The sequence below is a fragment of the Streptomyces abikoensis genome, from assembly GCF_014648775.1.
Taxonomy (GTDB): Bacteria; Actinomycetota; Actinomycetes; order Streptomycetales; family Streptomycetaceae; genus Streptomyces; species Streptomyces abikoensis.
This window is the reverse complement of record NZ_BMRT01000004.1, coordinates 118,973-142,842: the sequence shown is the minus strand read 5'-3', so window position 1 is coordinate 142,842 and position 23,870 is coordinate 118,973. Positions and strand designations below refer to the sequence as shown.

Annotated in this window: 19 protein-coding genes and 1 other RNA gene; 10 read left to right on the top strand and 10 right to left on the bottom strand. The window is 71.4% G+C overall.

Annotated elements, in window-relative coordinates; translation table 11 throughout:
* Positions 1-7: 7 nt before the first annotated feature.
* Positions 8-1,180: a bifunctional RNase H/acid phosphatase gene (locus tag IE096_RS14615; RefSeq protein WP_189451896.1), complete on the top strand. Its 1,173-nt coding sequence runs from the start codon at positions 8-10 to the stop codon at positions 1,178-1,180.
* Between the two features lie 108 nt (positions 1,181-1,288).
* On the opposite strand, the gene IE096_RS14610 is transcribed toward IE096_RS14615, so the two are convergent.
* Positions 1,289-1,879, bottom strand: a complete 591-nt coding sequence (locus tag IE096_RS14610) for a response regulator transcription factor (RefSeq protein WP_229820197.1) — start codon at positions 1,877-1,879, stop codon at positions 1,289-1,291.
* Between the two features lie 159 nt (positions 1,880-2,038).
* Between IE096_RS14610 and IE096_RS14605 the strand changes: the two genes are divergently transcribed.
* Positions 2,039-2,497 (top strand): RICIN domain-containing protein, encoded by a 459-nt coding sequence (locus tag IE096_RS14605; protein ID WP_229820196.1) that lies wholly within the window; start codon positions 2,039-2,041, stop codon positions 2,495-2,497.
* A gap of 470 nt (positions 2,498-2,967) precedes the next feature.
* Here the strand turns inward: IE096_RS14605 and IE096_RS14600 are convergent, their stop codons facing one another.
* Positions 2,968-3,315: a hypothetical protein gene (locus IE096_RS14600; protein ID WP_189451894.1), complete on the bottom strand. Its 348-nt coding sequence runs from the start codon at positions 3,313-3,315 to the stop codon at positions 2,968-2,970.
* A gap of 110 nt (positions 3,316-3,425) precedes the next feature.
* On the opposite strand from IE096_RS14600, the gene IE096_RS14595 reads away from it, so the two are divergent.
* Both IE096_RS14595 and IE096_RS31450 read left to right on the top strand, forming a co-directional pair.
* Complete coding sequence (locus IE096_RS14595; RefSeq protein WP_229820193.1) at positions 3,426-4,364, top strand: helix-turn-helix domain-containing protein; 939 nt, start codon at positions 3,426-3,428, stop codon at positions 4,362-4,364.
* Entirely contained in the window at positions 4,315-4,449 is a 135-nt protein-coding gene (locus IE096_RS31450) for a DUF397 domain-containing protein (protein WP_229820286.1), read from the top strand. Before IE096_RS14595 ends, IE096_RS31450 begins: the two co-directional genes overlap by 50 nt.
* Here the strand turns inward: IE096_RS31450 and eda are convergent.
* The gene (eda, locus tag IE096_RS14590) at positions 4,446-5,081 is read right to left on the bottom strand and encodes a bifunctional 4-hydroxy-2-oxoglutarate aldolase/2-dehydro-3-deoxy-phosphogluconate aldolase (RefSeq protein ID WP_189451893.1); all 636 of its coding nucleotides are present in this window, start codon (positions 5,079-5,081) and stop codon (positions 4,446-4,448) included. The two genes, IE096_RS31450 and eda, sit on opposite strands and share 4 nt — an antisense overlap.
* Before the next feature lie 56 nt (positions 5,082-5,137).
* Positions 5,138-5,938 (bottom strand): peroxide stress protein YaaA, encoded by an 801-nt coding sequence (yaaA, locus tag IE096_RS14585; protein ID WP_189451892.1) that lies wholly within the window; start codon positions 5,936-5,938, stop codon positions 5,138-5,140.
* 140 nt (positions 5,939-6,078) lie between these two features.
* Here yaaA and rnpB point away from each other — a divergent pair.
* Positions 6,079-6,488, top strand: an RNA gene (gene rnpB / locus IE096_RS14580) — RNase P RNA component class A.
* Positions 6,489-6,557: 69 nt separating this feature from the next.
* On the opposite strand, the gene IE096_RS14575 is transcribed toward rnpB, so the two are convergent.
* Together IE096_RS14575 and IE096_RS14570 are read right to left on the bottom strand one after the other, a co-directional pair.
* Complete coding sequence (locus IE096_RS14575; RefSeq protein WP_189452887.1) at positions 6,558-6,860, bottom strand: hypothetical protein; 303 nt, start codon at positions 6,858-6,860, stop codon at positions 6,558-6,560.
* Positions 6,857-7,237, bottom strand: coding sequence for a DUF6247 family protein (locus IE096_RS14570; RefSeq protein WP_229820191.1), 381 nt, complete (start codon positions 7,235-7,237; stop codon positions 6,857-6,859). Before IE096_RS14570 ends, IE096_RS14575 begins: the two co-directional genes overlap by 4 nt.
* A gap of 180 nt (positions 7,238-7,417) precedes the next feature.
* Here IE096_RS14570 and IE096_RS14565 point away from each other — a divergent pair, with 180 nt between their 5' ends.
* Positions 7,418-10,267 (top strand): M4 family metallopeptidase, encoded by a 2,850-nt coding sequence (locus IE096_RS14565; protein WP_229820190.1) that lies wholly within the window; start codon positions 7,418-7,420, stop codon positions 10,265-10,267.
* 21 nt (positions 10,268-10,288) lie between these two features.
* Here the strand turns inward: IE096_RS14565 and IE096_RS14560 are convergent, their stop codons facing one another.
* On the bottom strand, positions 10,289-11,371 hold the full coding sequence (locus tag IE096_RS14560; RefSeq protein ID WP_189451890.1) for a hypothetical protein: 1,083 nt from the start codon (positions 11,369-11,371) through the stop codon (positions 10,289-10,291).
* Positions 11,372-11,524: 153 nt separating this feature from the next.
* On the opposite strand from IE096_RS14560, the gene IE096_RS14555 reads away from it, so the two are divergent.
* The gene (locus IE096_RS14555; RefSeq protein ID WP_189451889.1) at positions 11,525-12,076 is read left to right on the top strand and encodes a superoxide dismutase family protein; all 552 of its coding nucleotides are present in this window, start codon (positions 11,525-11,527) and stop codon (positions 12,074-12,076) included.
* Between the two features lie 10 nt (positions 12,077-12,086).
* Here IE096_RS14555 and IE096_RS14550 read toward each other — a convergent pair whose 3' ends face one another.
* Positions 12,087-13,886 (bottom strand): stealth family protein, encoded by a 1,800-nt coding sequence (locus tag IE096_RS14550; RefSeq protein WP_189452775.1) that lies wholly within the window; start codon positions 13,884-13,886, stop codon positions 12,087-12,089.
* Positions 13,887-14,423: 537 nt separating this feature from the next.
* Here IE096_RS14550 and IE096_RS14545 point away from each other — a divergent pair.
* Genes IE096_RS14545 through IE096_RS14535 form a run of 3 tightly spaced genes read left to right on the top strand, consistent with a single transcriptional unit; the run spans position 14,424 to position 20,498 of the window.
* Complete coding sequence (locus IE096_RS14545; RefSeq protein ID WP_189451888.1) at positions 14,424-15,494, top strand: hypothetical protein; 1,071 nt, start codon at positions 14,424-14,426, stop codon at positions 15,492-15,494.
* A gap of 46 nt (positions 15,495-15,540) precedes the next feature.
* Positions 15,541-18,438: a stealth family protein gene (locus IE096_RS14540; RefSeq protein WP_189451887.1), complete on the top strand. Its 2,898-nt coding sequence runs from the start codon at positions 15,541-15,543 to the stop codon at positions 18,436-18,438.
* 11 nt (positions 18,439-18,449) lie between these two features.
* Entirely contained in the window at positions 18,450-20,498 is a 2,049-nt protein-coding gene (locus IE096_RS14535; RefSeq protein ID WP_189451886.1) for a PIG-L family deacetylase, read from the top strand.
* A gap of 71 nt (positions 20,499-20,569) precedes the next feature.
* Here the strand turns inward: IE096_RS14535 and IE096_RS14530 are convergent, their stop codons facing one another.
* Entirely contained in the window at positions 20,570-22,111 is a 1,542-nt protein-coding gene (locus IE096_RS14530) for a trypsin-like serine protease (RefSeq protein ID WP_189451885.1), read from the bottom strand.
* Positions 22,112-22,202: 91 nt separating this feature from the next.
* Entirely contained in the window at positions 22,203-23,798 is a 1,596-nt protein-coding gene (locus tag IE096_RS14525; protein WP_189451884.1) for a S1 family peptidase, read from the bottom strand.
* Between the last annotated feature and the right edge of the window lie 72 nt (positions 23,799-23,870).

Sequence of the window (23,870 nt, the reverse complement as noted above, 5' to 3'; positions counted from 1 at the left end):
GCCGGCCATGCCCAACCGCTTCATCGTCGAGGCCGACGGCGGCTCCCGGGGCAACCCGGGCCCCGCCGGCTACGGCGCGGTCGTCCTCGACGCCGTCACCGGCGAGGCCCTCGCCGAGGCCGCCGAGTACATCGGCACGGCCACCAACAACGTCGCCGAGTACAAGGGCCTGATCGCCGGCCTGGAGGCCGCCCATGCCCTCGACCCCGACGCCGAGGTCCAGGTCCGCATGGACTCCAAGCTCGTCGTCGAGCAGATGTCCGGCCGCTGGAAGATCAAGCACCCCGACATGAAGCCGCTCGCCGCCCGGGCCCAGCGGGCCTTCCCGGCGGGCCGGGTCTCCTACCAGTGGATCCCGCGCGAGAAGAACAAGCACGCGGACCGGCTGGCCAACGAGGCCATGGACGCGGGCAAGGCGGGCCGGCAGTGGGAGCCCAGCCTCTCGTCGGCGGACCGGGGCACTACCGGTGTCGCCGCGGCCCTGGAGGTCCCCGCCGCCGAACCGCTCGCCGAGCCCAAGGCCGCCCCCGTCGGCTGGGCCGCCCCCGCCGACCTCGGCGCGCCCACCACGTTCGTCCTGCTCCGCCACGGCGAGACCGCCCTCACCCCGGAGAAGCGTTTCTCCGGCAGCGGCGGCAGCGACCCGGAGCTGTCCCCCGCCGGCCGCCGCCAGGCCGAGGCGGCCGCCGCCGCGCTCGCCGCGCGCGGCACCATCCAGGCGATCGTCACCTCACCGATGCGCCGGTGCCGGGAGACGGCGGAAGCCATCGCCGGCCGTCTCGGCCTGGACGTCCGCGTCGAGGAGGGCCTCCGCGAGGCCGACTTCGGCGCCTGGGAGGGCCTGACGTTCGCCGAGGTCCGCGAGCGTTTTCCGGCGGACCTCGACGCCTGGCTCGCCTCGACCAAGGCCGCCCCCACGGGCGGCGGCGAGAGCTTCGCGACGGTCGCCCGCCGCGTCTCCCTCTCCCGCGACAAGCTCCTCGCCCGCTACGCGGGCCGCACGGTGCTGCTGGTCACCCATGTGACGCCGATCAAGACCCTGGTCCGGCTGGCGCTGGGCGCCCCGCCCGAGTCCCTCTTCCGCATGGAACTCTCGGCGGCGTCGCTCTCGGCGGTGGCGTATTACGCGGACGGCAACGCGTCACTGCGCCTGCTGAACGAGACGTCGCACCTGCGGTAGCCCAAACCCCTCCGGGGTTTGGGGCGGAGCCCCAGGAAACTGGGGGCACCTCCCAGCGGTAGCTGGGGGAGAAAGGGCGGGACCGGGGCCTCAACCCCCACCCGCCCCTCACAGCCAGCCCTCCTCCCAGGCGAGCTGCGCCGCTTCAAAACGCGTACGCGCGTTGAGTTTGGTCATGGCCGAAGACAGATAGTTGCGCACGGTCCCGGGCGACAGGCTGATCGACTGCGCGATCGCCGCGACAGCGTTCCCCCGCCTCGTGTGCAGCAGAACGTCGAGTTCCCGCGCGGTCAGCGGACACCCCGGCCGCGTCAGGGCCAGCGCCGCCACCTGTGGATCCACATACCGCTCGCCGGAATGCACCCCCCGCAGGATCCCCGCCAGCTTCGACGCGTCCGTGCTCTTCGGAACGTACCCGTGCACGCCCGCCGCGAGCGCGCGCCGCAGCGCCCCGGGCCGGGTGCACCGGGTGAGCAGGACGATCGGCACGTCCCCGGCCCGGCGGATGGTCCGTGCCGCCTCCGCCGCGTCCCGAGCGGGCGGTTCCAGATCCAGGACGACCAGATCCGGTCGCTGTTCGGTCACGGCGTCGACGGCGCCGAGGCAGTCATCGGTCTGTGCGACGACACGGAAGTCGGCCTCACGCTCCAGCAGCGCGGCCAGCGCTCCACGGCAGAGGGGGTCGTCGCCGGTGAGCACGACACGGATCGCGGATGCGCAGGCGCGTGACATGTGTCAGACCCTTTCCGTGCGAACTCCCGGCGAACCGATGACTTCTCGCACTACTGAGTCAATTCTTCGGCGTTCAAGCTGTGTTCGAACGAAACAGCAGCTAACGGGTTCGACAGGGAGGCATCAATGAGGTCCATGTTCAAGGGCCGGACGTCCGCGCTGGCCGCCGGAGCCGTCGTGATCACCGCAGCGCTCACCGCGTTCGCACCGTCCGCCGGCGCGAGCGCGTCGTCGGCGCTGGACGGTCCCTTCCAGTTCCAGAACGTCGCGACGGGCAAGTGCCTGGACACCAACGGCTCGTCGATCTACCCGCACGAGTGCAACGGCGGCAACTACCAGCGCTGGTACAGAAACGTCGGCGGCGGCTACCAGCTGCAAAACGTGGCGACGGGCAAGTGTCTCGACACCAACGGCTCGTCGCTCTACCCCCACGACTGCAACGGTGGCAACTACCAGCGGTGGATCTTCAACGGCTACCCGTACCAGCTCCAGAACGTGGCGACGGGCAAGTGCCTGGACACCAACGGCTCGTCCATGTACCCGCACGACTGCAACGGCGGCAACTATCAGCGCTGGATCATCTGACCACCATCCGACCACCGGGACCCAGCCCGCGCCCCGCGATCACGCGGGGCGCGGCTTTGTCACGACGAGGCGAGGGTCGATCCGACCCGGTCGCAAGTGGGGCACTCCCAGCGGTCCGGTGCGCCCATACGCGGCGGAATCATGTCGACATCGCACTCCGGGCACCGCATGGTGATCGGCTCCACGTGCCCGCACGTCCCGCACACCCACAGCGGCCCCTCGGAGTCGTGCTGCCGCCAGGCCGTCCGCAGGCACCGGGAACACCCGGTCGTGACGATCCCGGCCCCCCGGCTTATCACCGGGGGCTCGGGCGTCGTGTCGGCGTACTCGATGATCTGCGCCCGGAGCCGGTCATCGGTCGTATTGGCCATCCGGAGCAGATGTGCGACTCGCGAGCGTGCTTCGTCAACGAAATCGTTCATGGCGGCAGCAGGTTAGCGCGCCACCGGTCACGTGCCGGGCAGATGTTGTCAGTGAACCGCTCGTTGGTGTCTCCCCATGGCCGTGGCGGCGGCGGCCGCCGTGGTCATGTCCTTGTCCCTGATCGCCTGGGCGCGTCGCCGTTTGATCGCCGCGCACTCGGCACAACGGTTGTTGAGCAGCCGCCGCAGCCCGGCGACGATTTCCTGCGCCACGTCCACACGAAGCGGCGGGAACTGCACATATGCGCTGCCGTTCGCGGGTTCGCCCGCGGTGATGTGCAGGGCCCACCCGTGATCGCGGCAGACGCTCTGCAGCTCGCCCGCCGTCTGCGCGGAGAGCCGGCGCAGGTCGGCGTCGGAGGGGGGTGGGGAGGTGGAGTAGGTGAGAGGAACCATCGGTTTCCTTGATTTCGGCCGTTGAATCACGCCCATGTGGGTGACCAACTACTTGTTGTAGGGACAGAGTTGCGGACGGCTGCCTACGCTCTCAACGTTCTGCACGTGCCATGGGCAATCTGGAACAGGGGGAGGACAGTGCGATGCGGCAAGGAGCCACGACGGCGGCGGTCTTCGGAGAGGTGCTCCGGCACCACCGGGAGGTCGCGGGACTGACGCAGGAGGGCCTGGCGGTCAAGATCCCGTGCGATCGGTCGCTGGTCGCGAGGGTGGAGACGGGGACGCGGGTTCCGCAGGAGCGGTTTGTACTGGCGTGCGACCGGGTGCTCGGCGCGGGTGACATCTTCTCCCGGCTGTGGGAGAAGATCGACTGGTATCCGCAGGTCACCCACCCCGACTGGTTCAAACGACGGGTGGAGATGGAGGCGAAGGCGGTCGAGCTCCAGACGTACCAGATCGACGTGGTGCCGGGCCTGTTGCAGACCGAGGAATATATGCGAGCGCTGTTCTCGCAATTCTTCTCGGGGCGCGAAATGGAAGAGCGGGTCGCGGCCCGCATGAGCCGAAAGCAGCACTTCCTGAAGCCTGATAGCCCGCTACTGGTGGTGGTCCTGGACGAGAGCACCATTCGCAACGTCGTGGGGAATGAGGCGGTGATGCGCGATCAGTGCGAGGAGCTGCTGCTCGCGGGTGAACGTCAGAACATGCGCATCCAAGTGGCGCCCTTCGCCAAGCCGCTGATCAGGCCGAAGGGCTCGATGTCGCTGATCACCCTGCCTGATGGCCAGGACTGGCTGTACTCGGAATCCTTGGAGGCGGGCCACTTCATCAACGATCCGGCGATTACCGCGCGCTATACCAAGCTCTACGATGTGCTCAGGGCTGACTGCCTCTCAGGCTCCGACTCCGCCGCCTTGATCAGAGACGTGATGGAAGGGTATGGGCGCGATGGCAACGTGGCACAAAAGCAGCTACAGCGGGAACGACGCCGGCGACTGCATAGAAATAGCCCCCGGTATCCCCGACTTCGTCCCCGTAAGGGACAGTAAGTTCGCCCCCCAGGGCCCCGCCCTGGTGTTCCGGGCCGCCGCCTGGGCGGCCTTCGTCAACGGGTTGAAGCGGGGCGCCTTCTAGGCGCCCGCGCCCCGCAGGGCCGCCGCCTGCGCGGCGAGCTCCCGGACCCGGCCCCAGTCATGGGTGCGCACCGCGTCCGCAGGCAGCATCCACGTACCGCCGACGCACCCCACGTTGGGCAGGGCCAGATACTCGCGGGCCGACTCCGGCCCGATCCCGCCCGTGGGGCAGAAGCGGGCCGTGGGCAGGGGCGCGGACAGCGACCGCACATAGCTCACCCCACCCGCCGCCTCCGCCGGGAAGAACTTCATCTCGCGCACCCCGCGCTCCAGCAGCGCCAGTACCTCCGACGCGGTGGCGACGCCCGGCAGGAAGGGAACGCCCATCGCCTGCAGGGCGTCCAGCAGCCGGTCCGTCCAGCCCGGGCTGACCAGAAAGCGGGCCCCGGCCTCGACGGCGGCTTCGGCCTGCGCGGGGCGCAGGACCGTGCCGGCGCCGACGATCGCCCCCGGTACCTCAGCGGAAATCGCACGGATCGCGTCGAGCGCGGTGTGGGTTCGCAGGGTGACCTCGATGACCGGCAGCCCTCCGGCGACCAGCGCCCGCGCGAGCGGTATCGCGTCGGCGGCGTCGTGGAGGACGACGACGGGGATGACGGGCGCGAGATCAAGGAGATCGGTCACGCCCGTCATCCTGCCGAGCGGGGCCGTTCACCACAACGGACGTTGCACCACGTGCAACGGACCCGTCAGAGCTCGGTCACGATCACGTCCAGAGCCTGCGGCTTTCCGCGCTTCGCGGGGGCGTCGTCGCCCTCCACGACGTAGCCGAGCTCCCGCAGGGCGGTCGCGAGGTCGGCCGGGGTGGCGGGGTCGAGCCCGGCGGTCAGCAGCTCGCGGACGAGCCGTCCCTTGGTGGCCTTGTTGAAGTGGCTGACAACCGTCCGCTTCTCCACGCCGGCGACGGTCTTGGAGTGGAGCACCCGGACCGTGGCGGTCCGCTCGGCGAGCTCGCCCTTGGGCTTCCAGGCGGTGGCGTAGGCGGCGGAGCGCAGGTCGAGGACGAGGCCGTCGCCGGCGGCCTCGGGCAGGACGTCGGCCATGGGGGCGCGCCAGTAGGCGCCGAGGGCGCCGAGGCCGGGGAGCTTGACGCCCATGGAGCAGCGGTAGGAGGGGATGGGGTCGGTGATCCGGACGGCGCCCCAGAGGCCGGAGAAGACGAGCAGGGAGCGCTCGGCGGCGCGGCGGGCGGGGGCGGTGAGGGTGGCGAGGCCGAGGGCGTCGTAGAGGACGCCGGTGTAGATCTCGCCGGCGGGGCGGGTGCCGGAGGCCCGCAGGGCGGCGTTCTTGGCGATCTCGCCACGGAGGCCGGGGCTGAGGCCGAGGGTGTCGGCGGCCTTGTCCTGGTCGCCGGTGCAGAGATCGACGAGCTCGGCCAGCACGGTCTCGCGGGCGGCCGTGAGGCCGGGGAGCGAGAGCTTCCCGGTGTCCAGGGCGGGCCCGGTGCCGCCCGTGGCCTTGCCCTCGGACGGCGGCAGCAGCACGAGCACGGTCGATCTCCTTGGGTGAGCGTCTTGCGTATACGTATGCGTATCCGTGTCGTCGCACCCTAACGCGGCCGGTGATCGCCCCGGCGTGACCGGAGTGAACGGGCCTGGTGGCGGGCCGGTAGCATGGGGGGCACGGCGGACGAGCCGGCCGGGCGGCCGCGTGGGACCTTTCGGGGTCTCCCGAGGAACGTCCGGGCTCCATACGGCAGGGTGGTGGGTAACGCCCACCCGGGGTGACCCGCGGGACAGTGCCACAGAAAACAGACCGCCGGGGATCTTCGGATTCCCGGTAAGGGTGAAACGGTGGTGTAAGAGACCACCAGCGCCTGGGGTGACCCAGGCGGCTAGGTAAACCCCACCCGGAGCAAGGTCAAGAGGGGCGGTCGCTTCACGGCGACGGCCCTGCGCGGACGATCGAGGGCTGCCCGCCCGAGTCCGCGGGTAGACCGCACGAGCCTGTCGGCAACGGCAGGCCTAGATGGATGGCCGCCGCCGCGGCTCCCGCAAGGGACCGCGCGCACAGAACCCGGCGTACAGGCCGACTCGTCCGCCCCTTACCCCGTCTGACCTGCGAAAGCAGGCAGGCGCTGGGGCGCGTCATGGTTACTGCGCATTGTGGCTACTGCCAGAAGAGTTCTTCGATCACGATCTGCGGGTCCGCGGTGCGGCGGAAGAAGACGAAGCGGGCCCATCCGCGCCCGCCGTCGAAGGCCAGGATGTGGGGGCCCCGGAAGCGGGTGGACCTGGCGGGTTCGACCGGGATGTGCTCCCCGGGCCGGTAGGGGTCCTTGGCCGTGAGGATGTCGATCAGAGCGTCCCGGAAAGTCTTCCGCACGTCTTCGGGCAGCGAGTCGCGGTAGGTGCGGGCGGCTTCGACGTAGTCGATCTGCCACGGCGGGCCCATGAACCCGTCGTCGGTCACTGGCCGGGCTCCGTGTGTCCGGCTTCCCGCCGCAGGTGCGCGGCCTGTTCGAGCAGCGCGCGGGCCTCTGCGGCGTCACCGGCTTCGGCGGCGCGGTCCTCGAGGTCGGACACCAGGGCGTCCAGTCGGGGGTCGCGGGCGAGGGCGTACTCGGTCCACCAGCGGGCCATGAACGCCGGGACAGGTGTGAGGTCGTAGGTGTCGGCGATGTCCCGCTTCCAGTGCCGGTCGAAATCGGCGAGGAGTTGCGGGGCATGGGCGGCGATCGCTTCCCGGAGCGCCTTCGGGTTGCGTTCGGGCATGGGCGGGACATCGGCGGGGCGCTGTGTGGCGGAGTGGGCGCTCAAGTGGAGCTCCTTCTCGGGCGGCGCAGTCATCGCTCTCGGAAGCGTGTGGGTACAACAGTAGCCACGCCGTACGTCCCTCGGCCCATTCGGGCCGAAAAGCCACCCAACCCCGCGCCGCCCCGCGCCCGCCCCATTGTGCGACCCACCCCCCACCGGTTGCATATGCGCCGACCGAAGGTATTCCGGTTCCGGTACGTACGAGGGGGAGTCGTGCGCACATCCAGAGCGCGTTCAGGTAGAGGATCGGGCAGAAGACAGGCCGCCGCGAGGAGCGGCATAGCAGGGGCGGCCGCGCTGATCGGCGCGGCCGCCCTTGTCGTGTCGGCGGTGCCCGCACAGGCCGTCGCCGCGCCGCCCACCCCGGGGCCCGCCGAGGTGGTGCCGGGGAAGGGGACCTCCACGCCCTCCCTGGTGGGCGGTATCCGCGAGGACGCCGGGGCGGCCGGCAGCGCCGCCGACGCGGCGAAGCGGCACCTCGCGGGGAAGAAGGACCGTTACCGCATCGACCGCCCCGACCGTGACCTCGCCCTCGTCCGGGCCGTCACGAGCGGCACGGCCGAGACCGTGCGGCTCCAGCAGAAGCACCACGGGGTCGACGTTCTCGGCGGGCAGTACGTCGTCCGCATGCAGCGTCAGAACGGTCAACGTGTCGTGACCGGCACGTCCGGCAAGTACTTCACAGCGCTGACCACCGGCACCACGCCCGAAGTGAGTGAGGAACTCGCTGTCGAGCGTGCCGTCGACGCCACGCTCGCCCAGCTCGGCCGCGACGGCTTCGCCGTCGACACCGGCGACGAGGGCGACGCGCCACCCCTCAGCGGCACCGCGCGCGGCCTGGTCGTGCTGCCCAAGGGGCCCGGGGTGCTCACCCACCACGTGACCGTCCGCGGCACCGACCCCGCCACCGGGCAGCCCGTGCTGCGCGAGGTGTACATCGACGCCCAGGCCGGATATCCCGTCCTGCAGTACAGCGGTATCAAGACATTCGGCACCCCAGGAGGCGGCAGCTCCGCGTCCGGAACCAAGGCGACCACCTCCGGGGCGCGGTCCCTCGCCGACGGCTCCGCCGTCAAGGGGTCCGGCGTCAAGTTCGACGGGACGACCGTCGAGCTCGATCTGACCCACGACGCCTCCAACAACCAGTACGTCATGCGCGACGACGCCCGCATGCGCGACGGCAGCAAGGCCGCGATCTCGACCTGGGACGTCCGCAAGAAGAGCGTCGACGAGGTGTCGAAGCAATGGCCCGCCGACGTCCTGGAGTTCAGGTCGGCGAACCCCGCCTTCGACAAGGAGGCCACCGAGGCCGGGGCCGTCGACGCCCACTGGGCGGCCGGGAAGGTCTACGACTACTACAAGTCCGTGCACGGCCGGGACAGCCTCGACGGCCGGGGCATGGCCATCGACTCCATGGTCGGCGCCACCTTGTACGGAGGGCCGTTCGTCAACGCCTTCTGGGACGGCGCCAAGATGGTGTACGGCGGCGGCGACCAGGAGTACCGCCCGTTCTCCGCGAGCCTGGACGTCGTCGGGCACGAGATGACGCACGGCGTCGTCGAGAACAGCGCCGACCTCGTCTACGCGGGCCAGTCCGGCGCCCTCAACGAGGCGATCGCCGACTACTTCGGCAACGCCATCGACACCGACGCGCACGGCATCGCCATGGACAGCCCCGAATCGGGCCTGCTGGGCGAGGGTCTGTGCCGGACGAAGTCGCCGCGCGCCTGCGCCACCCGGGACATGAACGACGGGAGGGCGACCTCCAAGGGCTTCCTCGGCGTCGACTTCGCCACGGACAACGGCGGCGTCCACCTCAACTCCACGATCTTCTCCGGTGCGTTGTGGGACATCCGCAAGGACCTGAACCGCACCCTCGCCGACAGGATCGTCTACCGGGCGCTCACCGAGTACATGACCCCGCTGGACGGCTTCACCGAGGGCCGCAACGCCGTGCTCGCCGCCGCCAAGGACCTCAAGGTCCCGGCGAAGGACCTGAACGCCGTCACGCGCGCGTTCAACGGCCACGGCATCGTCCCCGACTGGGAGCTGGCCATCGGCGTGGACACCGACCGGCTGCTGGGCCGGCTCAACACCGTGGACTCGCGCGTCGGCGCGGGCGGCGGCTGGTGGGTCGCCTCGAAGTCGAACGAGAGCGGCAGCGAGCCCTACTCGATCTGGGCCGGCCGCGCGGACGGCACCGGTGAGAAGCAGCTGATCAGCCCCAACGACGGCCGCTACCACGTCAACCCGGTCACCGACGGGAAGACCGTGGTCTGGCAGGCACGGGGGCCCCGTGGCTACGACCTGCTGTCACGGCCGCTGGCGGGCGGTCCCGTCAAGACGCTGACGCACAGCCGGTACGGGTTCCACCAGCAGGCGAAGGTGGACGGCGACGTCGTCGTCTTCGTCCAGCTCTTCCGGCGCGGCGTCTCGCAGCTGGGCTACCTGCGCAAGGGCGACAAGGAGCCGACCTGGGTCGACGACGCCGTCGGCCGCCGCAACGCGATCGGCCAGCACTCCCTGAAGAACGGCAAGATCGCCTACGGCACGCGCGTCTTCAAGGGGCGCGGGACGTACGAGTACTCCACCAAGGTCCTGGACCTCGCGTCCGGGAAGACGACCGTGATGCCGCAGCTCGGCACGCCCCTGGGCGTCGGCCAGACCGCCCTCACGAGCCGTTACGTCTTCTGGACGGTGGACGAGGTCGCCGACCAGGGCCAGCGGGCCGTCCGGCGCGCGAACCTCGACGGCACGGGCGTGGTGGACATCAGCAAGGAACAGGGAGCGGACGCCCTGTACCCGGAGGGGCTGACGGCCTCCGAGGACGCGGTGACCGTCTCGTCGACGACGCCCGGCACGCCGGGGGCCCGCAGCAACGAGACCCTGCCCAAGCTCTGGCAGTTCTCCACCGACGGCTCGCGCCGCGCCCGGGTGTCCTGCAACCGCGGTGAGCAGGGCCTGCCCGCCGCGCTCTCCGGCACGCAGGTGGTGTGGACCGACTCCTCCACCGGCTACGCCGACCTCGTCACCCGCACCCGGCCGGCGGGCAACTGCGGCTGACGGCACCAGTTCTCAAACACTTCACGCCGCCTCCTGCGGCTCGCACCCCGCGCCCGCGTACGGCCGGGCGTGCGGACCGCAGGAGGCGTTCATCACCGCCAGGCCCTGGTCGTCGACGAACTTGGTGAACACCTGCTGGGCGTAGCCGAAGATCAGGGCCCAGGCGATGATCTGCCCGGACGAGTCCAGGGCGCTGAGGCCGGGCAGGAAGTCGCCGCGCATCAGCACCAGGCCCAGGACGGCGGTCAGCGCCCCCATCGGCAGTTTCAGCAGCGCCAGCGCCACCGGCACGTTGTAGGGGGCGGACGTGCCCCGGATGTGGCGCAGGGAGAGCGCGGCGGCCACCGACGCCGCCACGGTCCCGGTCATCTCGACCACGGGGTAGTCCCACTTCGACACGGCGCGGCCGAACGCCTCGTCGAGGTCCTTCACGTCGGACGGCGGCTCCATGCCCGTCGGGCAGACGACGCCGATCCCCTCCGGCCGGAAGCACAGCGGCACCACGTCCGGCGCCCAGACGCCGAGCAGGGCGACCGCGAGCGCCATCACCGCCAGCCCCAGGCTGACGATCACCACGATGCGGACGAAGCCGAGGGCGCGGAGCTTCTCGCGCTGCAGGGCCTGCTGGGCGGTGACGACCGCGCCGACGAGGGCCGCGCGCCGGTCGGAGGTCAGCGGGGTCTCGCAGATCTCCCGGGCGATCTCCTCGGCCCGCTTCCTGCGTTCGTCGGTGACCGGCAGCTGTTCCCGGACGAGGGCCACCAGGCCGGGGATCAGCGCCTGGACGTCGGCCAGCGGGGCCATGCGCAGCATCAGGCCGTACGCCGCGTCGATGTGGACGTTCGCGACGGCGAGGTGCTTGTTCGGCCGGTGGCCGGGGTGGGAGCCGTGGCTGAGGGCGTCCTCCGCCGCCTGGAGCTCCGCGAACGCCTCGTCGGCCAGGGCCGGGGCCGCGGCCCGCACCTCGATGTCGGCGTCCGCGAGCGCCCTGTCCTTCGCGATGCGGACGCGCGCCCGGAGTTCGCCGATGCGCGAGCGGGCCCCTTCGCGGAGCTCCCACGTGCCCTTCTCGAAGCGACGCTGATGGTGTCGGTTCCCGGCCATAGCGGCGAATATCGCCCATCGCGGTGGGCGGGGTCGGCGCGATGCGGCCGGGTTAACCCCATTGGTCCATCGGGGCCGCGCGCTCTTCGCGGTACGCGGCTAGCGTGAACGAGGATCCACCCTGCCGAGCACCGCGCCTGAAAGGGGCGGAACATGCCCTTCCTTGTCTCAGCCGTCGCCGCTGCCCTTGCCGTCGCCGCGCCCCTGGGCGCGACCCCGGGGCACGGCCCGAACGTCCACGGGCAGTTCGAGGCCGCCGGCAGCGGTAACCACCGGGCGGTGACGTTCGACAAGAAGGCGGTGCCCGAGAAGAGCCGGGTCGCCGTGGTGGAGCGGACGGTGAAGGACGGGACGCGGATCGTGCTGAGGGTGCGGGGGATCCAGGCCGGCCGGGCGTACGGGGCCCACGTCCATCAGAAGCCGTGCGGCAACGCGCCCGACGACTCCGGGGCGCACTACCAGAACGTCAAGGACCCCAAGTCCCCGTCGGTGGACCCGAAGTACGCCAACCCGCAGAACGAGGTGTGGCTGGACTTCACCACCGACAAGCGCGGGAACGGCCGCTCGACCGCCACCGTGAAGTGGCGCTTCCGCGCCGGCGAGGCCCGTTCCGTCGTCATCCACGAGCACGCCACCGAGACCGCGCCCGGCAAGGCGGGGACGGCCGGGGCCCGGCTCGCCTGTGTGAACGTGCCGTTCACGTAGGAGAAGCGGCTCAGGCGCGCTTCTCGAACGGGCTCGGCACCGGGAAGTAGCTCTCCAGGAACGGGGCTATCAGCGCGTCCGTGCGCGCCATGTCCTCCGCCGTGGACACCGTGTCGTTGATGCAGAACACGTCCAGGTCGCGGTTGGCCAGCAGGCGGTTGAGACGGCGCGAGGTGTTCTGGTGCGCCAGGTCCACGTACACGTAGCGGAGGTCGGACGGTATCGCCCGGGCCTGGTGGTACGCGTAGTAGTGGTGGAGCGAGGAGGCCAGGGAGAGGTCCTCGGGGCTGCGGAAGCGCGCGGCGGCGGTGGCCGCGTGGGCCTCGGCGTAGCGCTCCTCCAGCTCGGTGAGGACGGCGCGGCTCAGCGCGTGCGGCACGTGCCGCATCTTCTGGGTGAAGGTGGTGGAGAAGCCCTCCTCCACCAGCGCCCGGTTGTTCTTCGCGGCCGCCGCCACCGGCGGGTCCTCGGGGCGGTGCTCGCCGAGGGGGACCAGCGCGGGGGAGGGGAAGAACTTCGTGAGGCCGTTGGAGAGGAAGAACGTCTGCGGGGTCAGCGGGTTGCCGAGGAAGACGTCGTCGTTGAAGTAGAGGAAGTGCTCCGAGAGGCCCTCGATGTGGTGCAGCTGGCTCTCGATGGCGTGGGAGTTGAACGTCGGCAGGACGTCCGGGTCGGAGAAGATCTCCTTGTGGCTGACCACACGGATCCCCGGGTGGGAGGTGTCCAGCCAGGACGGCGTCTGGTCGTCGGTGACCAGGAAGACGTTGCGCACCCACGGCGCGTACTGGTGGAGCGAGCGCAGCGAGTACTTCAGCTCGTCGCGGCTGATGTAGCGGGCGTCGTTCGCCGCCTCCTCGTGGAGCTCCTCGACGGACGCGTCGGCGCCCTGCGCCTTGGCGCGGCGCGCGGCCCAGGCGGGGTCGCTGCCGTCCACCCAGGTGTAGACGACGTCGATGGGGAAGGTGATGTCCTGCGGCAGCCGGATCGTGAACTGCGGGCGGGTGCGGACCGTGGTCCGCTCGGGGCGCGGCGCGTACCCCAGCGGGCCGGTGAACAGCTCGACGGGGGCGTCCACCGACGCGTCGGCCTCGTCCGCCGGGACCTCCTCGACCACGCCGTTGCGGCGCGGCGCGACGAGCAGCGGCCCGTGCGGGCCGTCCTCGCGCGTCCAGAACTGGATGTCGCAGCCGTGCTCCTGCCCCAGGACCAGCGAGCCGTCGGCGGTGGTGCGGAACCAGGTCACACGCGTGGCCGGGCTCTTCTCCACCTGGCGCCAGGTGCCCTGGACGAAGCCGGGAAGCGCCTGACCAGGGGTGTTCTCCCGGTTCACCGGGGCGACGTAACCGGGTATTCGGGCGCACAGCCGGGCCAGCTGCTGGTGGACCCGGCGGCGGTCGGCGGCGGCGACCGCGACGACCGGGGCGGACTCGGTGGTCGCGGCCCGGACGCAGAAGTAGTCGATCCCGGCCTGCTCCAGCGCGGTGCACACCAGGTCCAGGGCGGCGGCGCGGGAGCCGTGCGGGGTGAGATCCGGGTCGACGAGCGCGATGTGGGCCTTGCCGTCGACGAGGACCACGCGCGGCTGGGCGGCGGCCGTGTCCGAGGAGTCGGTGAATCGGCGCTGGAGGCGCTTGCCGCGCAGCTTCTGGCGGCGCTGCTCCAGGTCGAGGGAGTCGGCCATGTGCTGCATCAGGGCGCCGCGGGTCTCGACGGAGACCCGCTGGGCGATCGCGCGGCGCGCACTCTCGGGGAGCAGCCGGCGGTAGGCCTTGACCAGGCCGGACTTCTCGGGGTTCGCCCCCCGCTTCACCGGAGCGGGAGCGGAGGCGGCGGCCGGGGCGGTGACGGGCGTGGCGTCGTCCGTGCGCTGGGCCGGGACGGAACCACCCGTGCCCGCGGCGGCCGGGGTCGAGGTCGAATGGTCGATAGTCAAGATCGCTTCAACCCCTCGGCCGCATCTCGGCGATGCGGCGCAACGCGTAAAACAACCAGTACGTCCAGTGACGACCGGTCCGGAAAAAGACAGAGACTCAAGTAATTACCAGAGCGCTCAACAGCGAGGCAATCGCAGGCCACCGCCCCGATGCCCCTCCGGAGCCGCCGGGGGGCGCCCGGGGGCGACCCGCGCGCACCGCTCCCGACCGTGCCCCTCAAGGGATCCACGCCCGTCGGCCGCGCTTGGTTGCCTCGTCGCCCTGTGGGGTATTTCACCACCCGGTAACGTCCCCGTAGAACCGGGGTGGTAGGGGAATTATCCGATTCCGCCCTCCGGGCCGGGCCCCGCCGACGTTTACTCTGAATGGGTGCACGCTCAGATCATGACCCCCGGCGGCCGCGAGGAGCGCCCGTGACCGCGCCCCGTCACGCCCTGCGCGTGATCAAGAAGTCGGCCCGTATCGCGCTGACCCGCAGCCCTGCCTGGAAGGTCGGCCAGACGGTCCGCCGCCGGGTGAACACCGGGCTGGCGACCGGCCGCGACACCTACGTCGATTCCGTCCTGATGCCCGCCTCCCAGGGCTCCGCGGCGCGCGTCCAGTACGCCGCCGTGCTCGACGGCCACACGCTGAACCTGCACGCGACGCTGCCCGCCGGCACCCTCCCCGAGGGCGACACCGGCACCACCGCCCACCTCGTCCTGCTCAGCGGCGCCACCCGTCTGCGCACCGAGGCCGCGCTGAGCCGCGAGGAGAACGGCGAGATCTCCGTGACCGCCACCGCCCTCCTCGGCGAGCGCCTAGGCGGCGTCCCCGTCACCCCCGGCCGCTGGCACCTCTCCCTGGAGCTGGAGCCCGCCCGGCACGAGGGCCGCGCCGCCCTGCGGCTGCGCCTCCTCGGCGACGGCGCCCCCAGCTACACCGGGCCCACCCGCGCCCTGGCCACCTGCGCCGTCACGGGCCGCCGCCACCGGCTCGGCATCACCCCCGCCGGCCAGCTGCGGCTGACCGTCGCCCCGGCCCGGCCCCGCGCCGAGGTGCTGCGCGTCGAGCGCTCCTTCAGCGGCGTCGGCGTCCTCTTCGCGATCTACGGCTCCGGCACGGCCGTCGCCGACGGGGAACGCCCCGTCGTCGAGGTCGCCGAGCTCGACCGCAAGCACGCCCTCGACCGCAGGCCCGCCGAGCCGCTGCCCGGCGATCCCAGCGCCTGGCGGCTGACCGTGCCCCTCGCCCAGCTGCTCGACACCTCCCGTCGGCAGACCCTGACCCTGCGCCTGCCCCGCGGCGCCTGCGGCGGCAAGCCGCTGGAGATCGGCCGCCGCGAGCACGACCTCCGCTCCCCGCGCCAGGTCGTCACCCCGCCCAAGTTCACCGTACGGGCCGAGGACGGCACGTTCGTCCAGGTCAAGCCCCAGTACACCCGCCGCGGCGCGCTCCAGCTCGTCTGCACCCCGCGCACCCCCGTCGCAGGCTCCCACCAGTGACGCGGGGAAACCGCCACCGGACCGCCGCACACCACGAAGGCCGCACGTGAAAATCACCTTTCTGCTGACCTCCGCCGACACGATGGGCGGGACCGAACGCGCCACCATGACCCTCGCCGAGCTGCTGGCACGGCAGCACGACGTGGAGATCCTCAGCGTCTTCCGCACGGAGGACGAGGCGTTCTTCGACAGCGGTGCCGTGCGCGTCCGCCACCTCATCGACGCCCGCGGCGACGCCCAGCGCCCCGTGCGGAGCGACGCGGCCTCCGGCTCCGACATGGCCGCCGCCCACCGGCGCCTGGCCGCCGCCCACCGGCGCCTGGCCGCCACCCCCAGCGAGCTGGTCCGCCCCGAGTGGGAGGCCGCCTTCAACCGGCTGGCCGACCTCGAGCTCTCCGAGGCCCTCGGCACCATCGACACGGACGTGCTGGTCTCCACCACCCCGGCCCTGATGGCGTACATGGCCCAGCTCGCGCCCCGCCGGGTGCTCACCGTCCACCTCGACCACCGCGTCTCCGAGCTGCGCGGCGTCACCGGCGAGCCCCTGCGGATGTACACCTCGCACATCGACGCCCTGGTCTCCCTCACCAGCCGCACCCGCGACTGGTTCGCCGAGACCCTCGGCGCCTGCGCCCCCCGCCTGGCCACCATCGGCAACTCCCTGCCCGACGGCTTCCGCCCCCGCTCCACCCTGGAGACCCGCACCGTCGTCCTGGGCGCCCGCCTGGCCGGCGAGAAGCAGGTCGAGCACGCCATCCGCTCCTTCGCCACCGCCGCCGCCGACCGCCCCCGCTGGACCCTGCGCGTCCTCGGCGGCGGCCCGCGCATGCGTGCGCTGAAGAACCTGGCCGCCCACCTCGGCGTCGCCGACCAGGTCCAGCTCGTGGGCTCCACCGCCAACATGGCCGAGGAGTGGGCCAAGGCGTCCATCGCCATGCTCACCTCCCGCGTCGAGGCCTTCGGCCTCGTCCTCGTCGAGGCCCAGGCCGCCGGCGTGCCCGTCGTCGCCTACGACTGCCCCAACGGCCCCGGCGAGATCCTCACCGACGGCCGCGACGGCCTGCTCGTCCCGCTCGGCGAGGAAGGCGAGCTCGCCGACGCCCTGGCCCGGCTCATGGACGACGACGACCTCCGCCGCGAGATGGGCGCGGAAGCGCATCGGAACTCCGCCCGCTTCACCGGCGGCCAGGTCACCCAGGAGTGGAACCGCCTCCTGGAGGAGCTCGCCCGGGACCGTGACGGCGGCGACCGCGACGCCGCCAAGGCCCGCCGCCGCGCCCTCCAGGCCGCCGCCGACGCCGAGGGCGGCATCGCCGGCGCGGCCGTCCCCAAGGGCGTCGACCGGCCGTTCTCCGACGTGGCCCACAAGGCCCAGGAAGTACGCGTCGAAGCCGCGCGCCCCGACGTCAAGCGGGCCGGTGGCCAGATCTGCCTCGTCAAGGAGAACACCACCCCCTTCGAGGTGATGCAGGACAACCTCGACCTCGCCGTCGACGTCCTCGACGCGCTCGGCCTCGCCTACGCGCTCACCCCCACCGCCATGCTGCGGCACACCATCACCGTCGACGGCGCCGACCGCGACGCCTTCGTCGCCGACTTCGCCGAGCGCTACCGCGACGAGCCCGTCTACGCCGGCCTGCTCAACGACCGCGGCTCGGTGCTCCGCACCGTCCTCGCCTCCTTCCTCACCCCCGACGTCATCCCCGCCAACTGCAGCCGCATCCGCGTCTTCCGCCCCGTCCTCACCGGCGGCGGCCAGCTGCGCGTCAGCGGCGTCTACGGCTGCGACGTCGTCTTCTGGCAGGACACCGAGGACGACGAGACCACCGTCACCATCCCCGGCAACACCCGCTACGGCGCCACCCTGCCCCGCACCGAGCTGGAGCGGCCCGCCGTCACCCGCATCGGGGAGCGCGACTACCGCACCCTCGACGCCTTCGCCAAGACCTTCGTCGACGAGGTCGACTTCCCCATCGACGTCGTCTACACCTGGGTCGACGGCACCGACCCCGAGTGGCTGGCCCGCAAGGAGCGGACCCAGGCCGAGCACGGCATCCTCGCCGCCGAGTCCGCCGGCAGCTCCGCCCGCTTCCGCAGCCGCGACGAGCTCCGCTACTCCCTGCGCTCCCTCGACCTCCACGCCCCCTGGGTGCGCACCATCTACCTGCTCACCGACGACCAGACCCCCGACTGGCTCGACACCGACCACCCCCGGGTGCGCGTCGTCAGCCACCGCGAGGCCTTCGGCGACACCGGCAAGCTGCCCTCCTTCAACTCCCACGCCATCGAGAGCCGCATCCACCGCATCGAGGGCATCGCCGAGCACATCCTCTACTTCAACGACGACGTCTTCCTCGGCCGCCCGATGAAGCCCGAGTCCTTCTTCCACGGGTCGGGCGCGGCCAAGTGCTTCATGTCGCCCACCGCGATCCCGGCCGGCGACCCCTCGCTCGACACCGACCTCGTCTTCGCCGCGGCCAAGAACAACCGCGCCCTGATCGAGAAGGAGTTCGGCAAGACCGTCGCCAACACCTTCCTCCACACCCCCCACCCGCTGCGCCGCAGCACCCTGGAGGAGATGGAGGAGCGCTTCCCCGAGGAGATCGGGCTCACCGCGTCCGCGCAGTTCCGCGCCCGCACCGACCTCGCGATCGCCTCGTCGCTGCACCACTGGTACGGGCTCTTCACCGGCCGCAGCATGCCGGGATCCATCAGCTCCGCGTTCGTGAACGTCGGTCTGCGCGAGCACCACGTCCGGCTGCACCGCATCCTGGCGACCCGTTCCCACGACGTGTTCTGCATCAACGACTACCACGACGGCGACGTCCCCGAGGACGAGCAGGCCGACGCGCTCGCGGTGTTCCTCGCGAGCTACTTCCCCGTCGCCTCGCAGTTCGAGAAGGGCTCCGAGCGCAACCGTCGCCTTGTCCACGGTGGTGAGTGAGGAGCATGGACATGCGTGCCTTCCGCCGTAGAACGGTCCTGACCGGGCTCCTCGCCCTGGCCGTGGCCGGCTGCTCGACCGGTACGCCGCACTCGTCCTCCACCGCCCAGGGGGACGTCGCGGCCGACCGGTCGAACGGCGCGGTCACCACGCTGCAGATCGTCGCCCACCCGGACGACGACCTGTACTTCATGAACCCCGACGTCAACCAGTCGATCGGTGGTCAGCACCGCGTCGTCAGCGTCTACTTCACCAGCGGCGAGGCCAACGGCATCAACAAGGTGCCCGGTTCGAAGGACCAGCCGCGCAAGGACTTCGCCGGCTACGCGGGCGCCCGCCAGCAGGGCCTGCGCCAGGCGTACGCCTTCATGGCCACGGGCAACGCCCACGCCGAGTGGAAGCGCGGCGCCCTGGAGCTGCCGGGCGGCCTCAAGGCCGAAACCGACAGCCTGGCCGACAACCCCGCCGTGACCCTGGTCTTCCTCGGCATCGCCCAGCACACCCAGGACCGGCCGGGCCAGCCCGACGTCCGCGTCTCCACCCTGTGGTCGAACCCCAAGACCAAGAGCGAGAACCGGGTCGCCACCGGCTCCACCGTCACCGAGGCCCGCTCGCTCACCAAGGCCCAGGTCACCGACGCCCTCACCGGCGTGCTCGACCGGTTCAAGCCCACGCTCGTCCGCACCATGGACCTCGACCCCGACATGCAGGTCCACGACGAGGCGAACCGGCTCCACCACGACCAGCGCGGCTACTCCGACCACCCCGACCACACGGCCGTCGCCCAGTTCACCTACGCAGCGCTCCAGCGCTACAAGGGCCCGGGCAACGGACGGCACTACGTCGTCGCCGCCTACCGCGGCTACTACAACGAGCGCTGGCCGCGGAATCTGCCCGTCTCCGTGGTGCGCCGCAAGGCCGACGTCCTCAACGTCTACGGCGGCGAGCCCGGTTCCTGCGGCTTCGCCGCGGGCTGCGGCGACTACGACGTCGGCAAGGACCGCTCGTACGGCACGGGCTGGATGCAGCGCACCAGCCCCCGCTACCCGGGCAACGCCACCTGGATGCTGCCCGGCCCCGACGGCCGCCTCACCGCTTTCGGCGTCCTCGACCAGCAGGCCGCCATGTGGCAGGAGACCGCCCCGGGCAGCGGCACCTGGGACGGCCCCAAGCTCCTCGGCGGCGGCCAGCTGCTGCCCACGCTCACGGCGAGCCTCACCAAGGACGGCCGCTGGCAGCTCTTCGCCGAGCGCATCGCCGGCCTCGGCGTGAAGCCCGAGGAGAACCGCCGGGAGATCGTCACGGTCGAACAGCGGGACAAGGGCGGCGCGTTCGGCTCCTGGACCTCGCTCGGCAACCCCGAGCAGGACCCGGCCCGCGGCCGCCGCGTCGGCGCCCCCGTCGTCGCCCGCAACGCCGACGGCTCCCTCCAGCTCTTCGCCCGCAACTGGGCCAAGGGCGTCGCCACCCGCCAGCAGCAGCCCGACGGCTCCTGGTCCCCGTGGACCGACCTGCCGGAGGCGGAGGTCCAGGAGGGCCTGACCGCGATCACCGACGCCAAGGGCCGCGTCCACCTCTTCGGCGCGGGCCACGACACGGTCAGCCACTGGGAGCAGCAGACCCCCGGCGGCCCCTTCTCCCTCGACCGCTCCAACCTCCCCGCCTCGGTCGACCCCCCGGCCGCCCTCGCCAAGCGCGACGGCTCGGTGCAACTGGTCTTCCGCGAGGCCAAGTCCACCAACATCGTCGCCTACCGCCTCCCCCCGGGCGGCGGCACCTGGCAGCGCGAGAACGTCGACCTGGCGGGACGGGGCTTCGGCGCCCTGAGCCTCCTGGCCGCCCCGTCGGGCGACGGCACGCTGATCGCGGCCCGCAACAACGACGGCTCCACCAGCCTCGCCACGATCGGCGTCGGCGGCAACCGTGCCCCGCGCTGGTCCACGGTGCCGGGCGCGGTCGTGGGGACGGCGTCCCTGGCGACGAGCTCCGGTTCCGGTGACAAGCCGCTGCTGGGCTGGCTTGGGCCGGACGGGAAGCTGCACAGCGCGCGGGTGAAGTAAACACGTGCGAAGGGGTCGGCCCCCACCTCGTAGAGGTGGGGGCCGACCCCTTTCACATTCAGGTCCGGTTGTCAGGCACCGAGCCAGAAGACACGACCGTCGGCGAGGGCACCCTTGCCGTCACCGGCGTACCAGCGCAGGTTGCCGCGGCCCCAGCGGGTGAAGAGGTCGCCCTTGCCGTCGCCGTCGAAGTCGCCGCCGAGGACGTACTGCATGGTGTCCCAGGACGCGTCGCGCCACATGTCGCGACCGTTCTCGAACGAGCCCTTGCCGTTGCCCGCGTAGAAGTGCAGCTGGCCGTTGGCGGCCACCGCGGCGATGTCGTCGCGGCCGTCGCCGTTGAAGTCACCGGTGGCGATGTGCTTCTTGGTCCAGGTCTTGTCGCGCCACATCTCCTTCCGGGCACCGTCGGCCAGCGTGCCGTCGGGGGCGGTCGAGTAGGCCATCAGCGTGCCGTCGTCCCACTGGGCGATCAGGCCGTCGCGCTTCCAGCCGTCGCCCTTGTAACGGGCCACGAGCGGGATCTTGCCCCAGGAGGTGTCGTTCCAGGCCTTCTTGCCCGGCGCGAGCTTGCCGCTCTCGGTGCCGGCGTAGAGGGCCATGCTGCCGTCCGCGCCCACGGCGAGGATGTCGGCCATGCCGTCGCCGTTGAAGTCACCGCCGATGATCTTCTTCTTGCCGTCCCAGGTGTTGTCCTTCCACAGGGCGCGGCCGTAACCGAGGGTGCCGTCCGGGCCGGCGTAGAAGGCCAGCAGCGAACCGTCCTTCATGACCGCGGCCACGTCGGTGCGGCCGTCGCCGTTGAAGTCGGCGGTCGTGACGACGTTGGTGAGCTGGTCGGACTTGCCGGTCAGCCGCAGCTGCTGAATCCAGGCGTTGACGTCGTCGACGCGGGCGGAGACGGCGCCGGTCCGGGTCTCGCTGTCGGGGGTGCCGAAGCAACCGCCCTGCCAGGAGGTGCTGTTGACGGCCGCGAGCTCGGGCTTGCCGTCCTTCTCGCGGAAGGCGGGACCGCCGGTGTCACCCTTGCAGAGGGCGGCGCCGGTGGACTTGCCGCCGAGGTCGACGGTGGTGCCGGAAACGGCGCCGACCCCGAAGACGGCGGTGTGCAGGAGGTCGGGGGCCCACTCGTCCTTCGTCCGGCCATAGCCGGTGACGCGCAGCTCGTCACCCGCCTTGGGCTCGTAGCCGGCGACGTTCACCGGGGCGATGCCGGTGACGGGCTTGGCCAGCCGGACCATGACCACGTCACGGTCGCCGCGGGGCGTCAGCTCGGCACCCTCGATGGTGACGCCACCGTCACGGCTGAGGTCGGTGCGACCGACGGTCACCATGGTCTTCATCTTCGGGGCGCCGCCGGTGATGCGGAAGCCCTGCGAGGGGTCGTCGGCGAAGCAGCTGGCGGCGGTGAGCACCCACTGCTCGTCGACGAGCGCGCCGGTGCAACCGCGCTTGCCGTCGCCGATGTCGAGCCGGGCGGTGAAGGCGTACTGGCCGTCCTTGGCCTCGTCACCGACGACGGCGGAGGCGGGCACGGCGCTCAGGGCGACGGCGCCGACGGTGGACGCGATGAGGCCGGTGGCCCATGCGACGCGCGAACGCTTGTCAAACATGAAGGATTACTCCTGGGATGGTTCAGGAATGTGGCGAAAAAGGGGAGGGCCGCCCCATGGGCGAAGGGGCGGCCCTGCGATGCGAAGTGGCTCAGCCGACGAGCTGGACTTCGCCCTTCGGGGTACCGGTGCCGGTCACGCCCGGGTAGTAGCTGAGGTTGCCGTCGTTCCAGCGGACGAGCAGGTCGCTCGGACCGCCGTTGGCTGAGGTGAAGTTGCCCACCGTCATCTGCGCGATGTTCTTCCAGGCGGACTTCACCGGACGGACCTCGGTCCGGCCGTGGTAGCCGGCGGTGTCGAGGCCGGGGAAGACCTGGTTCTGACCGTCGTTCCACTGGATCATCAGGTCGCCGGTCTTCTTGCCGGTGAACTCACCCGCCGCGATCAGCTGCGCGTTGTTCCAGCCGGCGTCGGCGCTGGTGAGCTGGGTCTGCTTCTCGACACCGTTGACGCCGGTGTCGGAGTACATCGACGTCGAGCCGTCCTTCCACAGCACGTAGAGGTCATCGCGCAGCGGGTTGGAAGTGAAGCGGCCTGCGGTGATCTTGAGGGCGCTCTGCCAGGAAGGACGGTAGGCGAGGGTCTTCTCGTCGTGGAAGCCCTGGGTGTCGACGTGGGTGTACGTCGACAGCTTGCCGCTGGCCCAGCGAACGGTGATGCCGTCGCTGCCGCTCTCGGCGACGCGGGTGCCGGTGATGGTCGCCGCGTCCTTCCAGTAGCTTCCCGGGGCGCTCAGCTTGTACTCGGCGACGAAGGGCACCTTCGGGTCGCTGCCGTCGGAGCCCTGGAAGAGGGAGGTGGAGCCGTCGGTCCAGACGACGAACAGGTCCATGCGGCGCTTGCTGTTCGTCGCGCCACCGTCGGTGAAGTGACCGGACGCCAGGTGGGCGGCGTTCCTCCAGTTGGACCGGGACAGCAGCGTACGGGCGTAGGTCTGCTGGACCCAGTCGGCGATGTCGTCGACGCGAGTGCTCGCGACACCCTTGCGCTTCTCGGCCTCGTCGGTGCCGAAGCAGCCGCCCTGCCAGAAGTTGGTGTTGATCGCGGCCAGCTCGGGCTTGCCGTTGGCCTCACGGAACGCGGGGCTGCCGGTGTCGCCCTTGCAGAGGGCGCCATCGGCGGAGGTGCCGTTGAGCTCGACACCCGTGGCCGAGACTCCGCTCACGCCGAAGGCGGCGTGGTGCAGGCGCTCCGGCAGCCACTCGTCCTTGGTGCGGCCGTAGCCGGCGACGCGGAACTCATCGCCCTGCTTGGGCGAGTAGTTGGCCAAGGCGACGGGCATGACATCGGAGACCGCGCTCTTGAGCTTGACCATGACGAGGTCGCGGTCGCCGCGCGGGACGAGCTCCTCAGCCTCGACGGTGGTGCCGGTCTCACGGGTGAGGTCGGTGCGGCCGACGGTCACCTTGGTCGGCATCTTCGGGGCGCCGCCGGTGATGCGGAAGCCCTGCGAGGGGTCGTCGGCGAAGCAGCTGGCAGCGGTGAGCACCCACTGGCTCTCCACCAGTGCGCCGGTGCAGCTGCGCTTGCCGTCGCCGATGTCGAGCTTGGCGGTGAAGGCGTACTGGCCGTCCTTGGCCTCGTCACCGACGACGGCGGAGGCGGGCACGGCGCTCAGGGCGACGGCGCCGACGGTGGACGCGATGAGGCCGGTGGCCCATGCGACGCGCGAACGCTGGTCAAACATGAGGGAACGCTCCTGGGAATGAGGGGCTGCGAGATCGGGGAGGGCCGCCCCTGGTCGGAGGGGCGGCCCTGG

Excerpts from the sequence above, each read along its gene's own strand:
- IE096_RS14525 (WP_189451884.1), bottom strand. The coding sequence starts at position 23,798 with ATGTTTGACCAGCGTTCGCGCGTCGCATGGGCCACCGGCCTCATCGCG.
- eda (WP_189451893.1), bottom strand. The coding sequence starts at position 5,081 with ATGACGGGCGTGACCGATCTCCTTGATCTCGCGCCCGTCATCCCCGTC.
- IE096_RS14530 (WP_189451885.1), bottom strand. The coding sequence starts at position 22,111 with ATGTTTGACAAGCGTTCGCGCGTCGCATGGGCCACCGGCCTCATCGCG.
- IE096_RS14615 (WP_189451896.1), top strand. The coding sequence starts at position 8 with ATGCCCAACCGCTTCATCGTCGAGGCCGACGGCGGCTCCCGGGGCAAC.
- IE096_RS14600 (WP_189451894.1), bottom strand. The coding sequence starts at position 3,315 with ATGGTTCCTCTCACCTACTCCACCTCCCCACCCCCCTCCGACGCCGAC.
- IE096_RS14605 (WP_229820196.1), top strand. The coding sequence starts at position 2,039 with ATGAGGTCCATGTTCAAGGGCCGGACGTCCGCGCTGGCCGCCGGAGCC.
- IE096_RS14560 (WP_189451890.1), bottom strand. The coding sequence starts at position 11,371 with ATGGCCGGGAACCGACACCATCAGCGTCGCTTCGAGAAGGGCACGTGG.
- IE096_RS14570 (WP_229820191.1), bottom strand. The coding sequence starts at position 7,237 with ATGACTGCGCCGCCCGAGAAGGAGCTCCACTTGAGCGCCCACTCCGCC.
- IE096_RS14535 (WP_189451886.1), top strand. The coding sequence starts at position 18,450 with ATGCGTGCCTTCCGCCGTAGAACGGTCCTGACCGGGCTCCTCGCCCTG.
- IE096_RS14595 (WP_229820193.1), top strand. The coding sequence starts at position 3,426 with ATGGGCAATCTGGAACAGGGGGAGGACAGTGCGATGCGGCAAGGAGCC.
- IE096_RS14555 (WP_189451889.1), top strand. The coding sequence starts at position 11,525 with ATGCCCTTCCTTGTCTCAGCCGTCGCCGCTGCCCTTGCCGTCGCCGCG.